The organism is Variovorax sp. CF313, from assembly GCF_000282635.1.
Taxonomy (GTDB): domain Bacteria; phylum Pseudomonadota; class Gammaproteobacteria; order Burkholderiales; family Burkholderiaceae_C; genus Variovorax.
In genome coordinates this window covers 16,176-31,895 of sequence record NZ_AKIW01000082.1, presented here as the reverse complement: position 1 = coordinate 31,895, position 15,720 = coordinate 16,176, and the positions used below count along the sequence as shown (strand labels likewise).

Here is a 15,720-nt window from a genome sequence, read left to right as displayed (position 1 = left end):
CTTTCGACCTGGCCGCAACACCGGGCTCGCGCAGTACAGTGCGGCCGTGGACCGTCTCCAAAGCATTGAAACCTTCGTTCGCGTCGCGCAGACCCAGAGCTTCGCGGAAGCCGCTCGGCAACTGCGCGTGGCCAACTCGGTCGTCACCACGCGGGTCAAGCAGCTGGAAGAGTTCCTGGGTGCGCCGCTGTTCCACCGCAGTACGCGCGTGGTGCGGCTCAGCGACATGGGCCAGGCCTTTCTGCGCGACTGCACGGAGCTGGTCGTGCGTGCCGAGAGCATCGTCGACCAGATGCGCGAAGCGCGCGGCACGCCCTCGGGCACGCTGCGCGTGCATGCGCTGACGGGCATGGTGCTGGGCCGCTTTGCCTCGCTGCTGCGCGAGTTCCAGACGACCTATCCCGACATCCACCTCGAACTGATCGTGAGTGATGCGGTGGCCGACCCGGTGAAAGCCGGCGTCGACTGCGCGCTGCAGATTTTTCCCGCCGCCTCGCAGGAGCTGGTGTCGCGGCCGCTGTTTCCGGTGCGGCGGGTGCTTTGCGCCACGCCGGCTTACCTCGAGGCGCACGGCATGCCCGCCACACCGCGCGAACTGCATCGCCACAAGCTGGGCCTGTATTCGGGCTACCCCACGCGGGACCGGTGGACTTTTCACCACCAGGGCGAGCAGACCACCATCTACCTGTCCGCCGCGCTGCTGACCAACAGCGTGCATCTGCTGCGCGAATACGCACTGGAGCATGCGGGCATCGTCTGCCTGCCGACGCTGGTGGCGGGCGATGCCATTGCGCGCGGCGAGCTGTGCGTGGTGCTGGCCGAGCACCAGCTGTCGTCCTTTTCGCTCAGCGCGGTGTATGCGGGCACCTCGCGCAATGCGCTGAAACTGCGCCTGTTCATCGAGCACATCGCCACCCGCTTCACGCGCGTGCCGCCGTGGGACGCGGCGCTGATCGAGCGCGGGCTCATCCCGGCGGAACTCATCGAGTTCAGCCGGGCCAGCGGTTAGGGGGTAAACCCCAGCGATTATTCGGAAGCGCCGAATAATCCTCTTCCAAACTGATCCCTACCGGCGGCGTCGGTTGACTCCTAGAGTTCGCTCATCACAGGAGACACCCCGCCATGACCGCAACCGCCTACCAAACCCGCTTCGGGTCGCTCAAGCACTTCGAGAAGGGCCACGTCGAACCGATCGACGACGACGTGCGCCACTACGCGTTTTCCAACTGCTTCGAGATCGCGAGCATCAGCCAGCCCTACGAGAAGGTCGTGTTCGGCCAGAACCAGATCTACGTGCTGGAGACGCTGCGCGCCGAAGGCACCTCGCCCTGGTACACCTGCGCACACGACGAGTTCGCGCTCGTGATGGACGGCGATGTCGAAGTGCACCTGGTGCAGCTCGACGCCGCGCAGGCGGTGGCTGACAAGGACAAGAACGGCGCCGTGCTGGTCAAGGGCGAACCGCAGGGCAGGAAGATGGGCTGGATGAAGCTCTCGCGCGGCCACCAGGGCCTGCTGCCGAAGAACACCGCCTACCAGTTCCGCTGTGCCGGCGAGCCGGGCGTGATCGTGCTGCAGAGCTGCAAGGGCGATCTCTCCATGGAAAAGTGGGCTGACATCTGCCAAACCCATTGAACAGGAGCCACACCATGAACGCACCCGCAGAACTCGCCAAGGTGATCGCGTCGCAGCCCGACGCCACACTCGGCTACAAGGACTTTTCGCTCGGCAGCTTCAGCTTCCACCGCGACGAATACTTCGTGCACATCGGCTGGAAGACCCGCGACGGCCGCCCGATGAGCCACACCATGGACGCCGGCAGCTACCTGCGTGCGCTGATGCGCGACGTGGCCTGGGGCTTCTTCTACGGCTGGGTCAACTTCGACGACGTGTTCGGCACCGTCAACCACTACGAGTCGGTCGACCTGTACGCCGGCAGCTTCAACGGCACCATGAAGGATGCGGGCATCGACCTGCTCGAGAACTTCCCGACCGCGCAGATCCGCGCCACCTTCGAGGCCATGCTCGACGACTGGACCAACGAGGCTTTCGACCCGTTCGCAGCGCCGCAGGAAACCGGCTCGCCCTACGGCCGCAAGATGGGCAACAACACCGCCAAGATCACGAGGGCGCGCGAACTGGCCAAACGCTGCGTGGGCCTGAAGGGAGACCTCGACCTGCGCAGCGACGAACGCGGCGCACCGGTCAACCGCGCCTTTGCCGACGTGCCGCAGGGCCAGCCCGAGCTGCACCCCGAGCCCGGCTTCGAGAACGAGGTGCATGCCTTCAATCTCTTCGGCTTCCTGAGCCGTTCGCAGGTCACGTGGAACCCGAGCTTCACCTCGGTGGTGAAGCACAGCTACATGTGCCCGACGACCGAGGAGCACATCCTGCCGATCATCCATGGCAACGACCGCGTCGAGTGGTTCTTCCAGATGACCGACGAGATCCACTGGGACTGCGGCGACAAGAACACCGGCAAGCCCATGGCCCGCGTGATCATGAAGGCGGGCGACATGGCGGCCATGCCAGCGTACTGCCGCCACCAGGGCTTCAGCCCCAAGCGGTCGATGCTGCTGGTGTGGGAGAACGGGTCGCCGAGCCTGGTCTTCGAGATCCAGAAGGGCGAGTCGCCCGAGATTCCTGTGCAGTTCTGAACTGTCTTGCTCCCTCCCCCTCTGGGGGAGGGCAGGGGTGGGGGCTATGCGAGCCCGCGCCCTCTTTGAAGAAGCCCCCACCCCAACCCTCCCCCAGCGGGGGAGGGAGAGGAAACCCATGCCTGCCTCTACCATCCGCCACCAGCTCTTCATCGACGGCCGCTTCGTCGACGCCGAGTCCGGCGAAACCCTCGCCACGCTCAACCCGCACGACAACACGCCCATCGCCAACGTCGCGCTCGCTGGCCAGGCCGACGTCGACAAAGCGGTTGCGGCTGCGAAGCGCGCCTTCCCCAAATGGAGCCGCATGGCCGCCGCAAACCGCGGCCGCATCCTGCTGAAACTCGCCGACCTCATCGAGGCCAACGGTGAAGAACTCGCGCGCCTCGAATCGCTCGACACCGGCCACCCGATCCGCGATTCGCGCCGGCTCGACGTGCCGCGCACCGCCGCGTGCTTCCGCTACTTCGGCGGCATGGCCGACAAGTTCCAGGGCGAAACCATTCCGGTCGAAGAGGGCTTTCTCAACTACACGCTGCGCGAGCCGGTCGGCATCGTCGGCCAGGTGGTGCCGTGGAATTTCCCGCTGATGTTCACGAGCTGGAAGATGGCGCCCGCGCTCGCGGCCGGCAACTGCATCGTGATGAAGCCGGCCGAGATCACGCCGCTGAGTTCGCTGCGCATCGCCGAGTTGATGGCCGAGGCGGGCCTGCCGCCCGGCGTGGTCAACATGCTGCCGGGCCTGGGCAGCGTGGCGGGCCAGTACATCGCCGAACATCCGGAGATCGCGAAGATCGCCTTCACCGGCAGCACCGCCACTGGCCGGCGCATCGTGCAAGCCAGCGCGGGCAACCTGAAGAAGGTGCAGCTCGAACTCGGCGGCAAGGGGCCCAACATCGTGTTCGAGGACGCGAACCTGCAGGCGGCCGTCAATGGCAGTGCATGGGCCATCTTCCACAACCAGGGGCAGGCCTGCATCGCGGGCTCGCGGCTGATGCTGCACGAGAAGATCGCCGATGCCTTCCTCGAGCAGTTCATTCCGCTCGCCAGGTCCATCCGCCTCGGCAACCCGCTGGACGACGCGACGGAGATGGGGCCGCTCACCAGCGCACAGCATCGTGAGCGCGTGCTGAGCTATGTCGATGTGGCGCAAGGCGAGGGCGGTGAACTGCTCGCTGGCGGCAAATCGCCTGGCGGCGATCTCGCGAAGGGCTGCTACGTCGAGCCGACCGTGATGCGTGCGAAGTCCTACAGGGACCGCGTCGCGCAGGAAGAAGTCTTCGGCCCTTTCGTCACCGTGCTCACCTTCAAGAACGACGAAGAGGCGATGCAGATCGCCAACGGCACCGACTACGGCCTCGGCAGCGGCCTGTGGACCAACGACCTGCAGCGCGCCCACAAGGTGGCGCGCGACCTGCACGCCGGCATGGTCTGGATCAACAGCTACAAGCGCGTGAATCCCGGCTCGCCCTTCGGCGGCGTGGGTCAGAGCGGCTACGGCCGCGAGATGGGCTTCGACGCGATGCGCGAATACACGCAGGTCAAGAGCGTGTGGGTGAATGTCGACGCGCAGATACCGCCGCATTTCGTGCGCTGACCCCGGTCGTTGCGGCAATACAAACACAAGAGACGGAGACAACCATGGCATTCAATCGCAGACAGTTCACGCAGGCCACGGCCGCGCTGGTCGCCTCGGGCGCAAGCCCGTTGGTGTTCGCGGCCGACACGCTCAAGATAGGCTATGTCTCGCCGCAGACCGGCCCGCTCGCACCCTTCGGCGAGGCCGACAAATGGGTGATCGAGCAGATGAAGACCGCCTTCAAGGACGGCATCAGCCTCGGTGGAAAGAAGTACGCCGTGCAGATCGTGCTGAAGGACAGCCAGTCGAACCCCAACCGCGCGGGCGAGGTGGCGAACGACCTGATCCTGAAGGACAAGGTGGCGCTGGTGCTCACCGCCGGAACGCCCGAGACCGCCAACCCGGTGAGCGATGCCTGCGAGCTCAACGAGGTGCCATGCATCTCCAGCGTGGTGCCGTGGCAGCCCTGGTTCTTCGGCCGCAAGGGCGATCCGGCGAAGGGCTTCAGCTGGACGTACCACATGTTCTGGGGGCTGGAGGACGTCATCGCCAACTTCACCAACGGCTGGAAGACGCTCGCCACCAACAAGAAGGTCGGCGGCCTGTTCCCGAATGACGGCGACGGCAATGCATGGGGCGACAAGGAGCTGGGCTTTCCGAAGCCGCTCGCGGCAATGGGCTTCACGCTCACCGACCCGGGCCGCTTCCAGAACGGCACGCAGGACTTCAGCGCGCAGATCGCGGCTTTCAAGAAGGAGGGTGTCGAGATCGTCACCGGCGTGGTGATTCCGCCCGACGCCAAGACTTTCCTCACGCAGGCGCGGCAACAGGGCTTCAGGCCGAAGGTCATCACGCTGGGCAAGGCGCTGCTGTTCCCCGGCGCGATCGAGGCGCTGGGCGACCTGGGCGACGGCCTCTCGACCGAGGTCTGGTGGAGCCCTTCGCATCCCTTCACATCGAGCCTCACGCAGCAGAGCGCGAAGGCGCTGGCCGACGCCTACGAGGCCGGCACGAAGAAGCAGTGGACGCAGCCTATCGGCTTCGCGCACGCGCTGTTCGAGGTGGCGGCGAATGCGCTGGGCCGTGCGAAGTCGCTGAAGGCATCGGATGTGCGCGATGCGGTGGCGTCGACCTCGATCAACTCGGTGGTCGGCCCGGTGAAGTGGGGCGGGCAGGGGCCGTTCAAGAATGTCAGCAAGACGCCGCTGGTGCTCGGCCAGTGGGGCAAGGGCAGCAGGTACAAGGTGGAGCTGACCATCGTGAACAACGAGGCGGCGACGAACATTCCCACCGGCGGCAAGCTGCGGCTGCTCTGAAGAGCGAACGCAATGACGCTGCTGGCACTGCATGCCGTGAGCAAGTCCTACGGCGCGCTCAAGGTCACCGACGACATCACGCTCGCGGTGACCGAGGGCGAGACGCTGGGCATCCTCGGGCCGAACGGCGCGGGCAAGACCACGCTGTTCAACCTGATCTCGGGCGACGTGCGCGTGGACGCGGGGCGCGTGGAATACGCCGGACGCGACGTGACGCGGCTGAAGCCGCACCAGCGCTGCCATGCCGGCATCGGCCGCAGCTACCAGGTGCCGCAGCCCTTCGGCAACATGAGCGTGTTCGAGAACCTCGTGACCGCCGCATGCTTTGGCGGACAGCAGACAGAGCGCGAGGCCTGGAGCACCGCGCACGAGGTGCTGGAACAGACGGGACTGATGGCGCATGCGAACAAGCCGGCGGGCGGACTGACCCTGCTCGACCGCAAGCGGCTGGAGCTGGCACGCGCGCTGGCGACACGGCCGCAGCTGCTGCTGCTCGACGAGATCGCGGGTGGGCTCACTGAGCCGGAAGCCGCGGTGCTGGTCGGCGAGCTCAAGCGCATCAAGGCGCGTGGGGTGACGATGATCTGGATCGAGCACGTCGTGCATGCGCTGCTCTCGCTGGCGGACCGCCTGTTCGTCATCAACTTCGGACAGAAGCTCGCCGAAGGCCCGCCGCACGCGGTCATGAACGACCCCGAGGTGCGGCGCGTGTACATGGGGATGGAGGCATGAGCGCGCTGCTGGACACCCGCGCGCTGAAGGCCTTCTATGGCGACGCGCAGGCCCTCTTCGGCATCGACTTCTCGCTCGAGGGCGGCGAACTGGTGGCCATCATCGGCGCCAACGGCGCGGGCAAGTCGACCTTCCTAAAGAGCCTCACGGGCCTCGTGCGTGCGCCCCACGACGCGATTCGCTTCAAGGGCGAGCCCATCGGCGGCCTGCCGCCCGGCGACATCGTGCGCCGCGGGCTCGCGATGGTTCCCGAGGGCCGCAGGCTTTTTCCGAGCCTCAGCGTGGAGGAGAACCTCCTCATGGGCGCCACGCCGTCGCGCAAGGGGCCGTGGAGCCTGCAGCGGCTGTATGGGCTCTTTCCCATCCTCGCGGAGAAGCGCAACCAGCCGGGCACTTCGCTTTCGGGCGGGCAGCAGCAGATGGTCGCGCTCGGCCGCGCGCTCATGAGCAACCCCGAGGTGCTGCTGTGCGACGAGCTGTCGCTCGGCCTCGCGCCCATCGTCATCCGCGAGATCTACGCCGCCATGCCGGCCATCACCGCGGAAGGCATGACCGTCGTGATCGTCGAGCAGGACGTGACCATGGCGCGGCAGGTCTCGCGGCGCATCTACTGCTTCCAGGAAGGCCGCGTGTCGCTCGAAGGCAACTCCGCCGACCTCACGCGCGAGCAGATATCGCAGGCCTACTTCGGCATGGAGGCTGCCCATGCTTGAGACCCTCGTTCAGGGCGTGCTGCTCGGCGGCCTCTACACGCTGTTCGCGCTGGGCCAGTCGCTGATGTTCGGCGTGATGCGGCTCACCAACACGGCGCAGGGCGACTTCATTATCCTCGGCGCCTTCGCGGTCATCGCGGGCGTGTCGCTGACGGGAGATGCGGCGCCGTGGCTGGTCGCGCTCGCGGTGCTGCCGGTGGCCTTCGGCTTCGGCTACGCGCTGCAGCGCTACGTGCTCAACGGCACGCTGGGGAAGGACCCGCTGCCTTCGCTGGTCGTCACCTTCGGTTTGTCGATCGTGATCCAGAACCTGTTGCTCGAACTGTTCTCGGCCGATCCGCGCGCCATAGAGACCGGCGGGCTCAATACGCAGGGCATTGCGCTGGGCGATGCAATGTCGCTGGGCGTGCTGCCGCTGATCGTGCTGGCCATCGCGGTCGGTGCGACGGGGGCGCTGCAGTGGCTGTTCGCGCGCACGGCGCTGGGGCGTTCGTTCCGCGCCGTGTCCGACGACCGCGAGATCGCGGAGCTCATGGGGCTCAATGCGAAGAAGGTCTATGCGCTGGCAACGGCGATTGCCTTCGTGCTCATCGCCATCGCAGGTGCGCTGCAGGGCATGCGCACCACGGTTTCTCCTTCGGACGGCCCGCTGCTGCTGCTCTTCGCATTCGAGGCCGTGATCATCGGCGGCATGGGCTCCTTCTGGGGCACGCTGGCCGGCGCGATGATCCTCGGCGTCACGCAGCAGATCGGCTTCCGGCTCGACCCGGGCTGGGGCATCTGGTTCGGGCACATCGTGTTCCTGGTCGTGCTGGTGCTGCGGCCGCAAGGCCTTTTCCCCAAGACACGTGGATGAAGCGGATGACGAACATGCCCCCACCCCTCATTGCCGTCGAGCGCGCCACCGCTGCGAGCCGCGCTGCACTCTTCGCCGGCATCGCCCTCGTGCTCGTCGCCGCCAGCCTGCCGTGGTGGGGCGAGTCGAGCTGGATGCGCGAGTTCGTCGAGATCGCCTGCTACTTCATCTTCGCGATGATGTGGAACCTGCTCGCGGGCTACGGCGGCATGGTGAGCATCGGGCAGCAGGCCTTCTTCGGTTTCGGCGGCTACGTGATGCTGATGCTCGGCAACTTCGCGGGCGTCAATCCTTTCGTGGCGATACCGCTGGGGGCGCTGGCGGCGGGGCTTGTGGCGATACCGGTGTCCTTCGTCGCGTTCCGGCTTTCGGGCGGCTACTTCGCCATCGGCACCTGGGTCATCGCGGAGGTGTTCCGGTTGAGCTTCGCCAACGTGTCGGCGGTGGGCGGCGGCTCGGGCACCACGCTCACCGCGCTGCGCGGCATCGACAAGGCGACACGCGAAAGCACCACCTACTGGATGGCGCTGGCCTGCGTGGTTGCGGCGGTCGCGCTGGTGTATCTGTTCCTGCGCAGCAAGCGCGGGCTGGCGCTGCTGGCGATTCGCGACAACGAAGTGGCGGCCGAGTCGCAGGGTATTCCGGTCGCGCGCATGAAGCTCGCGGTGTACGTGGTCGCGGCCTTCGGCGCGGGCCTCGCGGGGGCGCTGTACTTCGTGGGCAACCTGCGCATCAGCCCCGATGCTGCCTTCAGCGTCAACTGGACCGCCTTCGCCATCTTCATGGTGGTGATCGGCGGCATTGGCCGCATCGAAGGGCCGCTGGTGGGAGCGCTCATCTTCTGGGCGCTCAACAAGTTCCTGAGCGACTACGGCACGTGGTATCTGCTCGGACTCGGCCTGATGGCCATTCTCGTGACCCTGTTCTTCAAGCAGGGACTCTGGGGCTACGCGCAGCACCGCTGGGGCTGGTCGCTGTTTCCCACGCAGCGCAAGCTGCTGCACGCGCCCGGCAAGCCCGCGCGATAGACGCCAGCCGATGTGAAAACCCCAGCGTCGTGTCCGTTGGGACTTGCGCAACACAGTCCGGTCCTGTAACGTGTTGTAAGTGCGATGGTCAGCTGGCGTTCAGCCAGCGTTCCGCATTTCCTGGTTTTCACTCTCTCTGGAGTCACCTTGACAATCACCAAACGCCGCCTCCTCGAGGGCGGCGCGGCAGCCGTTGCCGCCTCGTTCTTCGCGAAAGCTTCGTGGGCCCAACGCACCGCTCCCACCGGCGAAGCCGCCTGGCCGACCAAGCCCGTGCACATCCTCGTGGGATTTCCCGCCGGCGCGTCGCCCGACCTCGCGGCCCGCGCCATCGCCGAACCCCTGTCGAAAATCCTGCGCCAGCCGGTGGTGGTCGAAAACAAGCCCGGCGCCAGCGGCAACACCGTGGCCGACCTGGTGGCCAAGGCCACCGACGACCACACCGTCGGCGCGCTGATCAACGGCAACCTCACCATCGCGAAGCTGCTCAATCCGTCGCTGCCTTTCGACCCCGAGAAAGACTTCGCGCCGATCGGCCTCATCGGCACCGCACCGCTGGTGCTCGTGGTGTCGGGCAGCGCCTCCGGCAAGACCGCGGCCGAACAACTGCTGTGGGTGCGCAACCTCGGCACCGGTGCCAGGTACGGCACGCCGGGCGTGGGCACGGTGGGCCACCTGGGCATGGAGCTGCTGAAGAGCCGCGCCGCCATCACCGCGCAGCACAAGCCCTACACCGGCAACCCGCAGGTCATTGCGGGCCTGCTGGCCAACGAGATCCAGCTGGCGCTGCTGCCGCCCGGCCTGGCCTTGCCGCACATCAAGTCGGGCAAGGTGAAGGCCATCGGCGTGACCTCGCCCGAGCGCAGTCCGCTGGCCGGTGAACTGCCCAGCATCCGCGACGCCGACGTGCGCGGCGCCGACCTCGAGATCTGGACCGCGCTGGCCGCGCCCGCGGGCATGAAGCCCGCGGCCGTCACCAAGCTCAACGCGGCGCTGGTCGAGGTGATCAGCTCGACCGACGTGAGCCAGGCCCTGCTCAAGACCGGCTGGCAGGCGCAGCCCGGCTCGCCCGACACGCTGGCCAAGCGCATGCGCGCCGACACCACGCGCCTGGGCGGGGTGATCCTCATGAAGGGCATTCACTCCGAGGGCTGAGCTCGCCCCCAGGCTTCGCGCACTTCGTGTCGCTTCTCCTACCCCTACCGGGGGCAACACCAGCGGCCCGGCGAAGCCGGTTCCGCGGTGTTCCTGGAAAGGGCCAACGGCTGCGTGCGGTTGCCTAAAGAAGCTGCGAGACTTTCTTCGCGGCATCGACCAGGGCCGGCAGCAGCGTCTCCTGCATCACCTTCGCGCTGGTGCGGTTCGCCTGCCCGCTGATGTTGAGTGCGGCCACCATGCGGCCGTGCCGGTCGACGATGGGGGCGGCCACCGAGATCAGGCCTTCTTCCAGTTCCTGGTTCACCAGGCACCACTGCTGCCTGCGCGCTTGCGCCACCTTGGCCATGAGCACCTCGATGTCGGTCACCGTGTGCTTGGTCAGCGCCTGGATGTCGGAGGCTTCGAGCCGTGCGCGCACCTCGTCGTCTTCCAGGTCGGCCAGCAGCAGCCGGCCCAGCGACGTGCAGTAGGCCGGCAGGCGGGAGCCCACGCCCAGGCTGATGCGCATGATCTTCTGCGTGGGCACGCGCAGCACGTAGACGATGTCCGTTGCATCGAGCACGGCGGCCGAGCATGACTCCTGCACTTGCTGCACCAGCGCCTCCATCACCGGCTCGGCGCGGTTCCAGATCGGCATCGACGACAGGTACGCGAAGCCGAGGTCGAGGATGCGCGGCGTGAGCGTGAAGAGCTTGCCGTCCGTCACCACGTAGCCCAGCGTCTGCAGCGTGAGCAGGATGCGCCGCGCCCCCGCGCGCGTGAGCCCGCTGCCGGCCGCCACCTCGCTGAGCGTCTGGTGCGGCGCTTTCGCGCTGAATGAACGGATCACCTGCAGCCCCCGCGCAAAAGACTGGACGTAGCTGTCGCCGGGCGCGGGTGTGTCGGTTTGTGCGGGGTGGGTTGCCATGGTGGTCGATCCTCTTTAGAATTCATTATACGAACAAATGTTCTTTAGACGAACAAATCGGCGGTTCGCAGAATCGATCGGCGTGTTCAGGTGGTTCGGTTTCTTTTCCTCACTCCCGGAGACAAGCTTCATGATCAACAAGATCGCGCGCTCGGTCGCCGATGCCCTGGCAGGCATCCAAGACGGCGCCACGGTTCTCATCGGCGGTTTCGGCACCGCCGGCATTCCCAACGAACTCATCGAGGGCCTCGTCGAACAGGGCGCCAAGGACCTCACCGTCGTCAACAACAACGCCGGCAACGGCGAGACCGGCCTCGCGGCGCTGCTCAAGGCCGGGCGCGTGCGCAAGATCATCTGCAGCTTCCCGCGCCAAGCCGACAGCCAGGTGTTCGACGGCCTCTACCGCAGCGGCAAGATCGAGCTCGAACTGGTGCCCCAGGGCAACCTGGCCGAGCGCATCCGCGCCGCGGGCGCCGGCGTCGGCGCCTTCTTCTGCCCCACCGGCTACGGCACGCAACTCGCCGGCAACCGCGAAACCCGCGAGATCGACGGCGTGCAGTACGTGCTCGAGTACCCCATCCGCGGCGACGTGGCGCTCATCAAGGCCGAGCGCGGCGACCGCTGGGGCAACCTGGTCTATCGCAAGGCCGCGCGCAACTTCGGCCCGGTGATGGCCATGGCCTCGAAGAAGACCATCGCCACCGTGCACGACATCGCCGAACTCGGCACCCTCGACCCGGAGACCATCGTGACCCCGGGCATCTTCGTGCACCAGGTGGTGCGCATCGAACGCGTGGCCACGCAGGCCGGCGGCTTCAAGAAGGCAGCATGACCATGAGCTACACACGTCGCACCAAGGACCAGCTCGCAGCGCGAGTGGCACAAGACATCTTCGACGGCGCCGTCGTCAATCTCGGCATCGGCCAGCCCACGCTGGTGGCCAACCACCTGCCCCAGGGCCGCGAGGTCATCCTGCAGAGCGAGAACGGCATCCTCGGCATGGGTCCTGCGCCCGAGGCCGGCGAGGAAGACTACGACCTCATCAACGCCGGCAAGCAGCCCGTCACGCTGCTGCCGGGCGGCTCGTTCTTCCACCACTCCGACAGCTTCGCGATGATGCGCGGCGGCCACCTCGACATCTGCGTGCTCGGCGCGTTCCAGGTGTCGGCCACCGGTGACCTCGCCAACTGGCACACCGGCGAGAAAGACGCCATTCCCGCGGTGGGCGGCGCGATGGACCTGGCTATCGGCGCCAAGCAGACCTGGGTCATGATGGACCTGCTCACGAAGCAGGGCGCGAGCAAGCTGGTGAAGGAGTGCACCTATCCGCTGACCGGCATCGGCTGCGTCAAGCGCGTGTACTCCGACCTGGCCACGCTGGAATGCACACCCGAAGGCCTGAAGCTCGTCGACCTGGTCGATGGCCTGAGCCGCGAGGAACTCGAGAAGCTCGTGGGCTTGCCGATCGCCGCCTGAGGCGGACTTCCGGTACCCGAATCAACATCCTTCCAAAAGAGACAGACCATGACCAACCACGCCTTCATCTGCGACGCAGTCCGCACCCCTTTCGGCCGCTACGGCGGCTCGCTCAGCAGCGTGCGTGCCGACGACCTCGGCGCCGTGCCCCTGCGCGCGCTGATGGAACGCAACAAGAACGTCGACTGGCAAGCCGTGAGCGACGTGCTCTACGGCTGCGCCAACCAGGCCGGCGAAGACAACCGCAACGTCGCGCGCATGTCGGCGCTGCTGGCGGGCCTGCCGCTCGAAATCGGCGGCGGCACCATCAACCGCCTGTGCGGCTCGGGCCTCGACGCCGTGGGCACCGCGGCCCGCGCCATCCGCGCCGGTGAAGCCGGCCTGATGATCGCCGGCGGTGTGGAAAGCATGAGCCGCGCGCCCTTCGTCATGCCCAAGGCCGAGAGCGCCTTCAGCCGCAACAACGCGGTGTACGACACCACCATCGGCTGGCGCTTCGTCAACAAGCTCATGAAGGCGCAGTACGGCGTCGACTCCATGCCCGAGACGGCCGAGAACGTGGCCACCGACTACAAGATCGAGCGCGAGGCGCAGGACCTGATGGCGCTGAACTCGCAGCTGCGCGCCGTGGCCTCGCAGAAGTCCGGCTTCTTCGACGCCGAGATCGTGCCCGTGACGGTGCCGCAGAAGAAGGGCGACGCGATCATCGTCAACAAGGACGAGCATCCACGCGAGACCAGCCTCGAATCGCTCGCCAAGCTCAAGGGCGTGGTGCGCCCCGACGGCACCGTCACCGCCGGCAACGCCAGCGGCGTGAACGACGGCGCCTGCGCGCTGCTGCTGGCCGACGAAGCCAGTGCCGCCAAGCACGGCCTGACGCCGCGCGCCCGCGTGGTCGGCATGGCCACCGCCGGCGTTGCGCCGCGCGTGATGGGCATCGGCCCCGCGCCCGCCACGCAGAAGGTGCTGGCGCTGACCGGCCTCACCATCGACCAGATCGACGTTATCGAACTCAACGAAGCCTTCGCCGCACAAGGCCTTGCCGTGCTGCGCCTGCTGGGCCTGAAGGACGACGACGCGCGCGTCAACATCAACGGCGGCGCCATCGCGCTGGGCCATCCGCTGGGCGCCAGCGGTGCGCGCCTGGCCACCACCGCAGTCAACCAGCTGCACAAGGGCGGCGGCCGCTACGCGCTGTGCACGATGTGCATCGGCGTGGGGCAGGGCATCGCGGTGATTCTCGAACGCGTCTGACCGGCAACCTCACCGCGGACGCGATGCCCCGATCCCGCGCCGCTACGCATTCCGCTCGCGGCGCGCGGGCTCGGCCTGGTGCAGATAGCCGGTGAATGTGTCGGGTGGCGACGACCCCGTGAGCCGGGTCATGATCTGGCCGGCCTCGCCCCGGTGATAGCCGCCATGGGCCACCACGTGGCCCAGCATCTCCTCGCGTGACATGCGGCCCGGGCTGCCGTCGGTGAACGTGAACTCGATGCTTTCCGCAAGCTCCTCCGGACTCAGGCGCGCGACGTAGTCGACGTACCAGCGGTCCGTTTCCCTGACCGATTCGGCCAGCGCTTCCAGGGCTGGCGGCTCGCGCGAGCCCGTCGCCGTGTATGCGTGCGCCTTGCGCTGGAGATTCGCAACGAAGATGCGGTCGACGATGCAGGCGTGGTTGAACACGCGCATTGCGCAGCGGTACTCGTCGGCCGGGCCCTTCGCGGCCAGGCCTGCGAGACCTGCCAGGAGCCCTTCGTCGGCCCAGGCCTTGTACCGGAACAGCGAAGCCAGAAGCGTCTGCGTACTCATCACAATCTCCCCTTGAACGGTTGAATGCACGCGTTGCGTGCGGTCCTATTCTTGAGTGGAGCCTCGAACTTGGGTACTCGCATTCCCCCACAGCGCAGGACCATGCGCAAAGCGCCCCGGCAGCAGCGTTCGCGCGTCACGGTGGACGCGATCATCGAGGCCGCAACTCGCGTTCTGGCGCACCGCGGATGGGCGCGGTTCACCACCAACGAGATCGCGGCGGTGGCCGGTGTCAGCGTCGGCTCGCTCTATCAGTACTTCCCGGACAAGCTGGCCATCGCCGAGGCGATCCGGCAGCGCCACCTCGACGAAGTGCTCGTGGCGCTGTCCGGCACCGACGATGAAGTCGAGCAAGAGGGCGATGCAGTGGCCATGCTGCCGCGTCGGGTGGAGCGCTTCGTCGACGGCGTCATCGCCGCCCACTCGGTCGATCAGGCGCTGCACCGCGTGCTGATGGGCGAGGTGCCGCTCGCCGCGCGTTCGAGCTACCCCGAGTTCGAGGCGCAATACCAGCGGCGCTACCGGGCCCTTGTCGCCGAAAGCCGGGGACCGGGAGAAAGCGCCGATACCGAGGTCGCGGCCCGCATGCTCTCGTCCGCGGTCGAAGGCGCGGTTCATGCGGCAGCACGGCGTGGTGACCTGGAGACCCCCGTGATGAAGACCGAGCTCGTCAGGCTGGTTCTCGCCTACCTGAGCGACCGCCAGCGTGCGGGCCGAGGCTCCATCGGCATGCGGGTTGCCGGTGTGGACACAGCCTCGGACCCTGACCACAATGCCCCGACCCCGCGCCTTCGCGGGTGCTGAAAGGTCATCGCAATGAAAAATATGCTCGTGCCGGTTTGCCTGGCCCTGGCTCAGATGATGGTCGTGCAGGTGGCGTCCGCCCAGTCTTCCGGCGAAGTAGACCCGGCGCAGGGCAAGGCGCGGCCCACTGCGCCCACCACCAAGGCGGAACGCGCCGAGGCCCGCAAGGAACGCCGCGCGGACGGCGCCGCTGCCGCACGCGGACCGCAGATGCAGGAAGGCGAGGTCCGCCCGACGACCGCGCCGACGATGTCGAGGGAAGAGCGCCGCGCCGCGGCGGCCAAGCGTCGCGCGGCGAACCGCGAAGCGATGAAGGCGGGTCAGCTCTCGCGCGGCGGCAGCAACGACGCGCCGGAAAAGCAGAAAAAGCCCTGAAGCTGAGCGGGTGCCTGGCCGGGCCGTCAGGCGCAGGCCTTGGCTGAGCGCAACTGTAGCAAGGCCAGCATCCGCGCCTCCTCCGCGTCCCGCAGGCTCTTGGCGGCGCGGCTGGCGGAGTACGACACGTAGAGCGTGTCGATCGCCTTCTCCCAGCATTGGGCCGTCTGGTGGATGCAGTCGGCACTCCCCGGTTCGGCCGGCACGGCGTATCCGGCCTTGCGGAGGATGTTGGCTTTGTGTTGGGTGCTGAGCATGTGGCCCCCGTCGGTAGTTCAGGAGCACGATAGCCGCAATGCACAATATTTAC

Annotated in this window: 18 protein-coding genes; 15 read left to right on the top strand and 3 right to left on the bottom strand. The window is 67.2% G+C overall.

Going from position 1 to position 15,720, the window contains the following annotated elements; all coding sequences use genetic code 11:
• Nucleotides 1–46 precede the first annotated feature (46 nt).
• The 10 genes from PMI12_RS20450 (at nucleotide 47) to PMI12_RS20405 (ending at nucleotide 10,036) form a co-directional block, all read left to right on the top strand.
• The gene (locus PMI12_RS20450) at nucleotides 47–1,009 is read left to right on the top strand and encodes a LysR family transcriptional regulator (protein ID WP_042673880.1); all 963 of its coding nucleotides are present in this window, start codon (nucleotides 47–49) and stop codon (nucleotides 1,007–1,009) included.
• Nucleotides 1,010–1,122: 113 nt separating this feature from the next.
• The gene (locus PMI12_RS20445; protein ID WP_007836231.1) at nucleotides 1,123–1,635 is read left to right on the top strand and encodes a hypothetical protein; all 513 of its coding nucleotides are present in this window, start codon (nucleotides 1,123–1,125) and stop codon (nucleotides 1,633–1,635) included.
• Nucleotides 1,636–1,649: 14 nt separating this feature from the next.
• Nucleotides 1,650–2,657 (top strand): hypothetical protein, encoded by a 1,008-nt coding sequence (locus PMI12_RS20440; RefSeq protein ID WP_007836230.1) that lies wholly within the window; start codon nucleotides 1,650–1,652, stop codon nucleotides 2,655–2,657.
• A gap of 133 nt (nucleotides 2,658–2,790) precedes the next feature.
• Complete coding sequence (locus PMI12_RS20435) at nucleotides 2,791–4,254, top strand: aldehyde dehydrogenase family protein (RefSeq protein WP_042673878.1); 1,464 nt, start codon at nucleotides 2,791–2,793, stop codon at nucleotides 4,252–4,254.
• 44 nt (nucleotides 4,255–4,298) lie between these two features.
• On the top strand, nucleotides 4,299–5,552 hold the full coding sequence (locus tag PMI12_RS20430; RefSeq protein ID WP_007836228.1) for an ABC transporter substrate-binding protein: 1,254 nt from the start codon (nucleotides 4,299–4,301) through the stop codon (nucleotides 5,550–5,552).
• Nucleotides 5,553–5,564: 12 nt separating this feature from the next.
• Complete coding sequence (locus PMI12_RS20425; protein ID WP_007836227.1) at nucleotides 5,565–6,284, top strand: ABC transporter ATP-binding protein; 720 nt, start codon at nucleotides 5,565–5,567, stop codon at nucleotides 6,282–6,284.
• Nucleotides 6,281–6,997 (top strand): ABC transporter ATP-binding protein, encoded by a 717-nt coding sequence (locus PMI12_RS20420; protein WP_007836219.1) that lies wholly within the window; start codon nucleotides 6,281–6,283, stop codon nucleotides 6,995–6,997. Before PMI12_RS20425 ends, PMI12_RS20420 begins: the two co-directional genes overlap by 4 nt.
• Nucleotides 6,990–7,853 (top strand): branched-chain amino acid ABC transporter permease, encoded by an 864-nt coding sequence (locus tag PMI12_RS20415; protein WP_007836217.1) that lies wholly within the window; start codon nucleotides 6,990–6,992, stop codon nucleotides 7,851–7,853. The genes PMI12_RS20420 and PMI12_RS20415 overlap by 8 nt, the downstream gene beginning before the upstream one ends.
• A 14-nt stretch (nucleotides 7,854–7,867) precedes the next feature.
• Nucleotides 7,868–8,881 (top strand): branched-chain amino acid ABC transporter permease, encoded by a 1,014-nt coding sequence (locus PMI12_RS20410; RefSeq protein ID WP_237726139.1) that lies wholly within the window; start codon nucleotides 7,868–7,870, stop codon nucleotides 8,879–8,881.
• A 147-nt stretch (nucleotides 8,882–9,028) separates the two neighbouring features.
• On the top strand, nucleotides 9,029–10,036 hold the full coding sequence (locus PMI12_RS20405) for a Bug family tripartite tricarboxylate transporter substrate binding protein (RefSeq protein WP_007836213.1): 1,008 nt from the start codon (nucleotides 9,029–9,031) through the stop codon (nucleotides 10,034–10,036).
• Between the two features lie 124 nt (nucleotides 10,037–10,160).
• On the opposite strand, the gene PMI12_RS20400 is transcribed toward PMI12_RS20405, so the two are convergent.
• Nucleotides 10,161–10,946: an IclR family transcriptional regulator domain-containing protein gene (locus tag PMI12_RS20400; RefSeq protein WP_007836210.1), complete on the bottom strand. Its 786-nt coding sequence runs from the start codon at nucleotides 10,944–10,946 to the stop codon at nucleotides 10,161–10,163.
• Between the two features lie 130 nt (nucleotides 10,947–11,076).
• On the opposite strand from PMI12_RS20400, the gene PMI12_RS20395 reads away from it, so the two are divergent.
• From PMI12_RS20395 to pcaF, 3 genes are read left to right on the top strand one after another with little or no spacing between them, the layout of a single operon-like run.
• Complete coding sequence (locus tag PMI12_RS20395) at nucleotides 11,077–11,778, top strand: 3-oxoacid CoA-transferase subunit A (protein WP_007836209.1); 702 nt, start codon at nucleotides 11,077–11,079, stop codon at nucleotides 11,776–11,778.
• Nucleotides 11,775–12,422: a 3-oxoacid CoA-transferase subunit B gene (locus tag PMI12_RS20390; RefSeq protein ID WP_007836208.1), complete on the top strand. Its 648-nt coding sequence runs from the start codon at nucleotides 11,775–11,777 to the stop codon at nucleotides 12,420–12,422. The genes PMI12_RS20395 and PMI12_RS20390 overlap by 4 nt, the downstream gene beginning before the upstream one ends.
• Nucleotides 12,423–12,470: 48 nt before the next feature.
• A complete protein-coding gene (pcaF, locus tag PMI12_RS20385; protein WP_007836207.1) occupies nucleotides 12,471–13,676 on the top strand; it encodes a 3-oxoadipyl-CoA thiolase in 1,206 nt (401 codons plus the stop codon).
• Between the two features lie 42 nt (nucleotides 13,677–13,718).
• Here pcaF and PMI12_RS20380 read toward each other — a convergent pair whose 3' ends face one another.
• A complete protein-coding gene (locus tag PMI12_RS20380) occupies nucleotides 13,719–14,231 on the bottom strand; it encodes a DinB family protein (protein ID WP_007836206.1) in 513 nt (170 codons plus the stop codon).
• 102 nt (nucleotides 14,232–14,333) lie between these two features.
• On the opposite strand from PMI12_RS20380, the gene PMI12_RS20375 reads away from it, so the two are divergent.
• Nucleotides 14,334–15,035, top strand: a complete 702-nt coding sequence (locus tag PMI12_RS20375) for a TetR/AcrR family transcriptional regulator (protein ID WP_007836204.1) — start codon at nucleotides 14,334–14,336, stop codon at nucleotides 15,033–15,035.
• Between the two features lie 12 nt (nucleotides 15,036–15,047).
• Nucleotides 15,048–15,410: a hypothetical protein gene (locus PMI12_RS20370; RefSeq protein ID WP_007836203.1), complete on the top strand. Its 363-nt coding sequence runs from the start codon at nucleotides 15,048–15,050 to the stop codon at nucleotides 15,408–15,410.
• Nucleotides 15,411–15,436: 26 nt separating this feature from the next.
• Here PMI12_RS20370 and PMI12_RS20365 read toward each other — a convergent pair whose 3' ends face one another.
• Entirely contained in the window at nucleotides 15,437–15,667 is a 231-nt protein-coding gene (locus tag PMI12_RS20365; protein ID WP_007836201.1) for a hypothetical protein, read from the bottom strand.
• Between the last annotated feature and the right edge of the window lie 53 nt (nucleotides 15,668–15,720).